The 9,401-nt window shown below is 40.7% G+C and carries 8 protein-coding genes and 1 pseudogene; 2 read left to right on the top strand and 7 right to left on the bottom strand.

The genetic code is table 11. From position 1 onward, the window contains the following. From HC000_RS18645 to HC000_RS17730, 3 genes and pseudogenes are all read right to left on the bottom strand, one after another. A pseudogene (locus tag HC000_RS18645) lies at positions 1–136 on the bottom strand (ISAs1 family transposase); the annotation flags it as partial. Then, positions 121–264, bottom strand: coding sequence for a hypothetical protein (locus HC000_RS17735; RefSeq protein WP_179808341.1), 144 nt, complete (start codon positions 262–264; stop codon positions 121–123). The gene HC000_RS17735 and the pseudogene HC000_RS18645, both read right to left, overlap by 16 nt. Then, positions 261–1,193 carry a hypothetical protein gene (locus HC000_RS17730; protein WP_011329344.1) on the bottom strand — a complete coding sequence of 311 codons (933 nt, stop codon included), beginning with the start codon at positions 1,191–1,193 and terminating at the stop codon, positions 261–263. The genes HC000_RS17735 and HC000_RS17730 overlap by 4 nt, the downstream gene beginning before the upstream one ends. 76 nt (positions 1,194–1,269) lie before the next feature. Here HC000_RS17730 and HC000_RS17725 point away from each other — a divergent pair, with 76 nt between their 5' ends. Further along, the gene (locus tag HC000_RS17725) at positions 1,270–2,178 is read left to right on the top strand and encodes a pyridoxal-phosphate dependent enzyme (protein ID WP_179808340.1); all 909 of its coding nucleotides are present in this window, start codon (positions 1,270–1,272) and stop codon (positions 2,176–2,178) included. Between the two features lie 2 nt (positions 2,179–2,180). On the opposite strand, the gene HC000_RS17720 is transcribed toward HC000_RS17725, so the two are convergent. The 4 genes from HC000_RS17720 to HC000_RS17705 all read right to left on the bottom strand — a co-directional run bounded on the left by HC000_RS17720 (position 2,181) and on the right by HC000_RS17705 (position 6,253). After that, entirely contained in the window at positions 2,181–3,536 is a 1,356-nt protein-coding gene (locus tag HC000_RS17720) for an EAL domain-containing protein (RefSeq protein ID WP_179808339.1), read from the bottom strand. 135 nt (positions 3,537–3,671) lie between these two features. Next, positions 3,672–3,929, bottom strand: a complete 258-nt coding sequence (locus HC000_RS17715) for a hypothetical protein (protein WP_179808338.1) — start codon at positions 3,927–3,929, stop codon at positions 3,672–3,674. A gap of 201 nt (positions 3,930–4,130) precedes the next feature. Continuing rightward, positions 4,131–4,865 carry a single-stranded DNA-binding protein gene (gene ssb, locus HC000_RS17710; protein WP_179808337.1) on the bottom strand — a complete coding sequence of 245 codons (735 nt, stop codon included), beginning with the start codon at positions 4,863–4,865 and terminating at the stop codon, positions 4,131–4,133. 20 nt (positions 4,866–4,885) lie between these two features. Further along, positions 4,886–6,253: an MFS transporter gene (locus HC000_RS17705; RefSeq protein WP_179808336.1), complete on the bottom strand. Its 1,368-nt coding sequence runs from the start codon at positions 6,251–6,253 to the stop codon at positions 4,886–4,888. A gap of 161 nt (positions 6,254–6,414) precedes the next feature. On the opposite strand from HC000_RS17705, the gene uvrA reads away from it, so the two are divergent. Further along, positions 6,415–9,237, top strand: coding sequence for an excinuclease ABC subunit UvrA (gene uvrA / locus HC000_RS17700; protein WP_011329352.1), 2,823 nt, complete (start codon positions 6,415–6,417; stop codon positions 9,235–9,237). The last annotated feature ends 164 nt before the right edge of the window (positions 9,238–9,401 follow it).

Genomic DNA, 9,401 nt, shown 5'->3' with positions numbered 1-9,401 from the left:
TGTCTTTTGTGGTAAATGAACGCCGTGCGGTTTTGCCATCAATAGCGATGATATCTGCACCTGTAGTTTCAATCAGTGATGATATCCAAGATTGAAATGCCCTTTCTATTTCATTTGCTTTTAACCGACACATGACGCATAAAGTGACCACACAATAGCAATAATAATTAACGCGCCACCCCACAGCATTAGCATATTTTGCAGTAATACTGGATCACGCCTTACACGTAAGGACTTTTGATAAAAGTTAATCCGGGTTTTCATATCACAGACTCCGGCTCAGTTAATTGATAAGCCGCACCCAATGCGTAGTAATATTGCGTTTCTAATTGCTGTGCTAGGTCTAGGGTTGGTTTAAAATCAATCACTTTAACTTGTAAAAACTCAGCCAACTCTGCTCTAAGTGTTAGTGACGTCAAATCGTCACACTGTAGCTGAATACTGCGAATAGGTGGCTGCTTCAACTGGCTCTCAAAAAAGTCCATAGAACGCTGAATTTCAAGTCCAAATGCCTCTACCAACTCTTGGCTTTGATCTTTATCTGACATACCCAGTAAGCCATTTAAACGCCGAGTAAGTAATAGCTGCCCATCGCGAATAATTAAAATACGTGGCTCAAAGCTGGCATGCTGCACAATGAGCATGTGGGCGTCTTTACTCGTGCCGAGTAGAGTTACAAGAGTCATTTCCTCTGATGTCATAGTCCGTAAAAGAGGCTTTACCTGCTTAAAACTATCTATAAACGGCAATAACTGCAGCTTACTGGTAATAAACACGTTCATTTTTTTACTTTGCATCGGCAATGTAATTGGATAATCAATAAAATCAGCAACAATATTTTCAGGATCAATATCGACTAGATCTTTCGTTGTCCACGGTAGCGATTGAATGATCTCTTCATCACTTAGTGCGGGTTTTTCTATTTGTACAATTTGATAAAGAGAATGAGGAATAACTAAGTTCACTGCGCACACATCACTACTAACCTGTTGCGTACATAGCGTAATTGCAGCAGTATAGTCATGTTTTTCAGTGATCTCTACACTGTGATATTTGTGTATTTTCCAGTGTCCATACTGTTTTTTTAAACAGACTGCATTAACGGTATTAGCATATGTTGCTACACCCACAACTGTATTTTTATCTAAACTACGCTTGAACAAGGAAAACAGTGAAAACAGTTTTCTTTTCATATAGCTACTATTATTATTAGTCGATGTACTAACTGCCGTACATTTTCATTACTTTGCCAAGTGATTATCATAAACAATGTTAAATAAACTTAAAATAAATGAAAACAACCAAATACAACAAATAGATAGTGATTTATTAAAGCGCAAAAATATATTTTTAGGCGTTAAGCGCGATGATCTACTCCACCCCCTCATAAGTGGAAATAAATGGCGAAAGCTTAAATACAATTTAGCCCAGATGCAGGCGCTTAAAAAAACTGAATTACTCACTTTTGGTGGTGCTTTTTCTAATCATATTCATGCGTGTGCGGCGGCTGGCAAGTTTTTTAATATAAAAACGCACGGGATTATTCGCGGCCCAGAACTAGACCCTAACAATCCTACACTTTTGTTCACACAGCAATGTGGTATGCAGCTACACCCAATCACACGTATAGAGTACAAACAACGTAGCCAAAGCGATTATTTAACGCAGTTGCAATCGCGTTTCCCTAATGCCTATATTTTACCTGAAGGTGGGACAAATAAACTGGCGCTTGAGGGTTGTAAAGAGCTTGCCCTGAGCTTACCTAAGCACGACTACTTAGTTTGCCCCACAGGAAGCGGTGGCACCTTAGCGGGGCTTATTGAAGGCAGTTCAGTTAATACAACGGTACTGGGAATTGCGGTACTAAAACAAGCTGACTATTTACGCGATGAAATTAAAGCGCTTAGCCCTAAAGCCGCTTCACAAACTAATTGGCAATTATTATGTGATTTTCATGGTGGTGGTTATGGTAAGTTTTCTGCCGAACTTTGGCAGTTTTGCCAATACATGAAAACTGAGCACCAACTGCCATTAGAGCCTATTTATACTGGTAAAATGATGCATGCTTTGTGGCAATTAATTGCGCAGGACTACTTTGCGCCAGGCAGTAAAATTATTGCGGTTCATACGGGTGGGTTACAAGGATTAGATGGTTTAAAATACAGAGGACTTATTTAAAATTAATGAAATACGGTTTGTGTAAAATCAGGCAACAACTGCGTAAAATAAAACCCCTGCGCGGCATCTACCCCTAAAATAGTAAGCATTTGTAGCTCTTGTTTGGTTTCTACGTCACTAGCAAATACCGCTATATTTAATAACTGGCAAGCATTTACAATGTTTTTTACACAACTTTGTTGATGCGTGCTTGCCTCTATTAAGTGCACTAAATCGTAGGCTAATTTAACTCCTAAAACTTGTGGATAATTAACCAGTTGAATAATATGGTCGCTACTTTTAATACCATCAATAATAATCTGATAATTTAGCTTAGTTATTATTTTTAATACGCCTTGTAAACGTATTTGATATTTAAAAAAGTCTGCTGCATTTATTTCAAATTGTAGTTTATGCTCTATTTTAAAATCGCTTACTTGCGTTATTAGCCATTGCCAAAACGCTTTGTTAAACCAATTTTTAGGATGTAAGCTAATGCTAATAATTGCGGCTGAAGTATCTGCTAGTAATAGCTTTTTAACTTTGATGATAATTGCTTGATCAAATAAAAATGCGTCTTGATCATTATCTAGCTGATTAATGCCAGCATTAGCTAGCAGCAACTCATTAGCGCCACCGCGTACTCTAATCAACACTTCATGTTGCAAAATACGCCCACTATCGAGTTCAAATAAAGGCTGAAAATAAATTACAAATTTATTTTTTTTAATGCTTTTTATTATTTGGTTATTCGAAAATATATTTACTCGGCTATGGCTTATTCCCAAGCGATGACAATGCTGTAATGGGCTTTGCTGCGATAAAGTTAACGCAGACTTTGCTTGTTGATAAACCAGTGTTTGATTAGCACTTGCTCTGTAATTACACAGGCCTATTTTTACATTTTTTGCCGTTAAGTGTTTTTGATGCTTTTTACATATTGTTAGTGCACAAAAATTTAAGCGCTCAATGTACAGCTCTAACTTAATGATTGGAATATGCTTTATGGTTACCGCTAAGTTACCCGCACTTAATAATTTAACTGAAATATAGTTTAACGCAGGTAAGTTTTTTGCAAGTAGAATTTTAAAACTAGCTTCTAGATCAGTACTGGGATCAAAATGACAATGACACTCGATCAGGGCAAATATATTATAAGCTGCAGCCGTACTCTCACTCAAAGGGCGATCATTATCTAAAGTATTAGTAGGTGCTGTTTCTGCCTCTATTTTATGCTTTACATTACACCTTGATTTCAATGGCGCTACTAGAGTTGCTAAATGAGTAACCCAGCGAGTTGCCGCTAATATAATTAAATTTAGCAACACAACAAGATGAGCCTTAAAGCGGTTAATAAACTTAAGCTTACCCTTTTGCATAATGCACTCGCTAGTTAAATTACTAGCTAAAGTGTTGTCTAAGATCCCAATAAGCACAAGGTAATAGTAAAAGTTTAGTATTGCATTTATAGCTAATAAATAATGTTTATAAACTTCTCTAAATAACTTAAAGCGTTACGCCCCATTTAGCTCTTGTACTATAAACGCTTTATGCGGACCCGCTGCTGGGGCGCTAGTAATAGAGTGTAAAAATGCCTCAAGAGCTTTTTTTTCTTTGCTCGTTAACGATAAAGGCTGCAGTATTTTAGATGTTTGTGGTGACAAAGGATCGTTAGGATCTTTATTAAAAACAAAGCCGCCGGCATTATAAATATTTAAAACACCTGCAATAGAAGGAAACACGCCATTATGCATCCACGGCTTACTATTCATCACATTTCTTAAGCCGGGAGTTTTAAATTTGCCTATATCGGTTGCTCGCTGTATGAAGTTAACCGCCTTGATATTGGCACACATTTATCATCATTTATCTAAACTAAGCAGAGTAAGTCCTAAAAAACAAAAAACCCAGCAGTTACGCTGGGTTTAGATAATATTAAATGCCTAAATTGACACTCTATATTTATGTATTCCTCAAAACGGTATGTCGTCATCAAAATCAATGGTTGGTTCCATTGGGTTAGACGCGCCGCCTTGTGGAGCACCTTGCGGTTTAGGAGCAAAGCCACCTTGCTGTTGTGGTGCACTACTTTGCTGTGGTGCAAAACCACCTTGTGGCTGCTGATATTGGTTATTTTGCTGTGGTGCAGGAGCAGACTGTGGCTGTGCTGCTGGTGCAGACTGCTGTTGTGGAGCATAACCACCTTGCTGTTGGTTATTCTGCCCTTGGTTGTTTTGGTAACCACCACTTTGTTGGCCGCCTTGTGATTGATTATTTTGATAACCACCACTTTGCTGTCCGCCTTGAGATTGATTACCTTGGTAACCACCACTTTGTTGCCCACCTTGCTGGTCGCCACCACGGCTCCCTAACATTTGCATTTGGCCGGTAAAACCGTCAACTACAATTTCAGTCGTGTATTTTTCTTGGCCTTGTGGGTCAGTCCATTTACGTGTTTGAAGTTTACCTTCAACATAAATTTGTGAACCTTTACGGCAATATTCACCAACAATTTCTGCTAACTTGCCAAAAAATACCACACGGTGCCACTCAGTTTTATCAACCATTTGGCCAGTGTTTTTGTCTTTGTAGCTATCTGAAGTTGCTAAGGTGATATTTGCTACACCGTTGCCGTTAGGCATATAACGTACTTCAGGATCTTGTCCTAAATTACCAACCAAAATTACTTTGTTCACACCGCGTGCCATGGAACTATCTCCTATAAACGTTAGATTAAACCAGCTACTTTACGTGCTTGGTCTAGGTCAAATTCTTTATCATTAATCTTTAAGTAGCTGCGGCTTTCGTCGCGCACTACAGTTGCTTCTATTACGCCAGGTAAAGCAACTAACAGAGAAGCAAGCGACTGTGCCTGCTCTTCTGAATCTAATTTGGTCATTAAGCTAATAACTTTACTTTTGGGTGGGACTTGCATTTTCCACGCAATAATAAGCCATATTAACCCAACAAGTGCCGCTGCCGCAAACACCGCTTGCGTTGTTGTGGTTTGTGCTACATAACCGCCAAGCATACCGCCTAAAAAGGCACCTAAAAACTGGCTAGTAGAATACCCTCCCATGGCAGAGCCTTTTTGGCTTGCTGGTGCAATACGCGATACTAGCGCTGGCATGGTGGCTTCTAAAAAGTTAAATGCAACAAAATACAACAGCATACAAACAGCAATACCTACAATACTGTTAACCCATACCGACATAGCCAGCATGCTCAACATTAACAGTATAACGGAGCCAATAAATGCCTGCTTTTCTTTCTCTTTTTTAATGGCGATTATCATAATAGGCACCATTAATAAAAAAGCTAAAAATAATACTGGGATATATAAATGCCCGTGATTATCGGCCACTAAGCCATCTTTAATAAGCTGACTCGGTAACACTACAAAAATAGTAGTGAGGGTTAAATGTAGTAGTAATACACCCGCATTTAAGCGCGCTAACTGCGGGTGTTTAATTAATTTTTTAATATCGCTAAAGCTGGCGAGGGTATCGCCTTTAGGGGCTTTATTAACCGCATTAGGCACTAGCATAGTCACTATAAATATGCCGATTATAGCTAATATTGCGGTTAACCAAAATACCCCCGAAATACCCCACGAGGCAGCAACGATTGGCCCAAGTAACATAGCAAACGCAAAGCTCATGCCTATGCTCATACCAATAACGGCCATTACTTTAGGGCGTTGTTCATCGCGGCTTAAATCGGAAGCAAATGCCAGTAATGCACTGGCTATAGCGCCCATGCCTTGTAGCGCACGCCCAACTGTAACCATTTGAATTGAATCGGCTAATGCAGCTATTACCGAACCCAGCGCAAACATTAGTAAGCCGCCAACAATAACCTTTTTACGGCCAATTTTATCAGACAGTCGGCCCATAGGTATTTGCAACACCGCTTGGGTTAACCCATACGCGCCAATAGCAAAGCCTATCCAGATAGGCGAAAAGCCCTCCAATGATTGGCCATAAATAGCTAATACAGGCATCAGCATAAATAAGCCGAGCATTCTAAATGCAAACACACTAGCTAGCGATATGGCAGCGCGTTTTTCTCGTGAATTAAGTGAAGATGCGGTCATTATTTGCGTGATCTTACTGTGTGGAAAATTTAGGCTGAGATTCTACCATAAGCTTACTAATAATTAATCGTCATAAGTAAGGATTTTTCATTGATCATAGATTAATAATGTTACGTATTATGCGATACTGGACAAATAATTTTGGTAATAGACGAGATAGCATGGAAAACATTGAAGTCCGAGGCGCCCGCACGCACAATTTAAAAGACATCAGCCTAACCATCCCACGTGATAAGTTAATTGTTATTACTGGCCTATCTGGTTCGGGTAAGTCTTCGCTTGCATTTGATACTTTGTATGCAGAGGGGCAGCGTCGTTATGTTGAATCACTTTCTGCGTATGCAAGGCAGTTTTTATCACTGATGGAAAAACCCGATGTAGATCATATTGAAGGTCTTTCTCCGGCTATTTCTATTGAGCAAAAGTCAACATCGCACAACCCGCGTTCGACTGTGGGTACGATTACCGAAATTTATGACTATTTACGTTTAATGTTTGCCCGCGTGGGCGAACCGCGTTGCCCAACTCACGACCTACCGTTAGCCGCACAAACTATTAGCCAAATGGTCGATACTGTTTTAGCTCTGCCTGAGGGCAGTAAACTCATGTTGCTTGCACCGGTAATAAAAGAGCGTAAAGGTGAGCATGTTAAGCTCCTTGAGCAATTGGCGAGCCAAGGCTACATTCGTGCCCGTATTGATGGCGAAGTATGTGACCTATCGGATCCACCGCCACTTGATCTACATAAAAAACATACTATAGAAGTAGTTGTAGACCGCTTTAAAGTAAAAGATGGCCAACAACAGCGTTTAGCTGAGTCATTTGAAGCTGCATTAGAAATGTCGGGTGGCGTGGCTAACATAGCTTATATGGATGACAGCAGCGCAGAAGAAATGCTGTTTTCGGCTAATTTTGCCTGCCCTACTTGTGGCTATGCCATGACCGAGTTAGAGCCAAGATTGTTTTCGTTTAACAATCCAGCCGGAGCATGCCAAAGCTGTGACGGCCTAGGCGTACGCCAATATTTTGATCCAAACCGCGTAGTACAAAACCCTGAACTAAGCTTGGCCGGTGGCGCAATTAAAGGCTGGGATAAACGCAGTTTTTATTATTACCAAATGCTACAAGCCGTTGCGCAGCATTATAATTTTGATTTAGATGTGCCATATCAGGATTTAGATAAAGCCTCGCAAAAAATTATTTTAGAAGGCTCAGACACTACTAAAATAGCCTTTAGCTACCGTAACGACCGCGGCGATTTAATTACCCGTAATCACGAGTTTGAAGGGGTACTTAATAATATGTACCGTCGCTACCGTGAAACTGAATCAAACTCGGTACGTGAAGAACTAGCAAAGTATCAAACCAGCCAGGCCTGCCCTAGCTGTCATGGCTCGCGTTTACGCCAAGAGTCGCGCCATGTATTTATTGGCCAAACTAACTTACCCACTATTACTCATATGAGTATTGGTGAAGCAATGGACTTTTTTGAAGGGTTAAAACTAACCGGACAAAGAGGCCAAATAGCTGAAAAAATATTAAAAGAAATTCGCGACCGTTTATCGTTTTTAATTAACGTGGGTTTAAACTACCTCTCACTCGATAGAAGTGCCGATACGCTTTCGGGCGGTGAAGCACAACGCATTCGCCTTGCAAGCCAAATTGGCGCAGGCCTAGTGGGTGTTATGTATGTACTGGATGAGCCATCAATTGGTTTGCATCAGCGCGATAACGACCGATTATTAAAAACATTAGTGCATTTACGCGATTTAGGTAATACCGTTATTGTGGTTGAGCACGACGAAGATGCTATTCGCGCAGCCGATCACATTATTGATATTGGCCCAGGTGCTGGTGTGCATGGCGGGCATATTATTGCCCAAGGTACTCGCGACGATATTTTAGCCTGTAAAGAGTCGGTTACTGGGCAGTTTTTATCCGGCGTACGTAGAATAGAAATACCTAAATTACGCCACCCCACTAACGACAAATGGCTGGAGTTATTTGGCGCTACTGGTAACAACTTAAAAAATGTTGATTTAAAAATTCCATTTGGCTTAATGACCTGTGTAACAGGTGTGTCTGGCTCGGGCAAGTCTACGCTCATAAACGACACCTTATTTAAGCTTGCGCATACTGAATTAAATGGCGCAACAACTGCCGAAGCTGCTGCGTATAAATCAATTTCAGGGCTTGAGCATTTTGATAAAGTGATCGACATTGATCAAAGCCCCATTGGCCGCACACCACGCTCTAACCCGGCTACTTATACTGGTATTTTTACTGGTATTCGTGAATTATTTGCCGGTACGCAAGAGTCGCGCTCTCGTGGTTATAAAGTAGGTCGCTTTAGCTTTAACGTTAAAGGCGGACGCTGTGAAGCTTGCCAAGGCGATGGCGTAATTAAGGTAGAAATGCACTTTTTACCTGATGTGTACGTGCCGTGCGACGTATGTAAGGGTAAACGATATAATCGCGAAACCCTTGAAGTACTGTATAAGGGTAAAAATATTCATCAAGTACTCGACATGACAGTGGAAGATGCCCACGACTACTTTGATAAAATACCGGCCATTGCACGCAAACTTAAAACCCTGATGGACGTAGGTTTATCGTACATTCGTTTAGGCCAAGCAGCTACAACGCTTTCGGGCGGTGAAGCACAGCGAGTTAAATTAGCCCGCGAGCTGTCAAAACGCGATACCGGTAAAACGCTATACATACTTGATGAACCAACAACAGGCTTACACTTTGCCGATATTGAACAGCTGCTTGTTGTACTTCATCGCTTGCGCGATCACGGTAATACTATTGTTGTTATTGAGCATAACCTCGATGTTATTAAAACCGCAGATTGGGTTATCGATTTAGGCCCTGAAGGCGGAGCTGGCGGTGGTGAAATACTCATTGCAGGTACACCTGAGCAAGTAGCCGAGTGTGAGCGCTCGCATACTGGCCGTTATTTAAAAGAACTGCTTAAATAACGAGTGCAGCTTAGCTGGGTAGCTATTCATTTTTTTGTGTATTTGGTGGTTAACTTCTTTTATTAACCGCCAAATATACTAATAAAACATCGAGTAGGGTGAGGCTTTTGCCTCATCCCTCTCACAGAACCGTACGTACGGGCCTCGTATACGGCTCCTGTATT

Origin of the sequence: Pseudoalteromonas sp. MIP2626 (genome assembly GCF_013414205.1) — a bacterium.
In the GTDB taxonomy this organism is placed as follows: domain Bacteria; phylum Pseudomonadota; class Gammaproteobacteria; order Enterobacterales; family Alteromonadaceae; genus Pseudoalteromonas; species Pseudoalteromonas nigrifaciens.
Note: the sequence above shows the minus strand (reverse complement) of the source record. Positions and strands in the feature narration are given on the sequence as shown.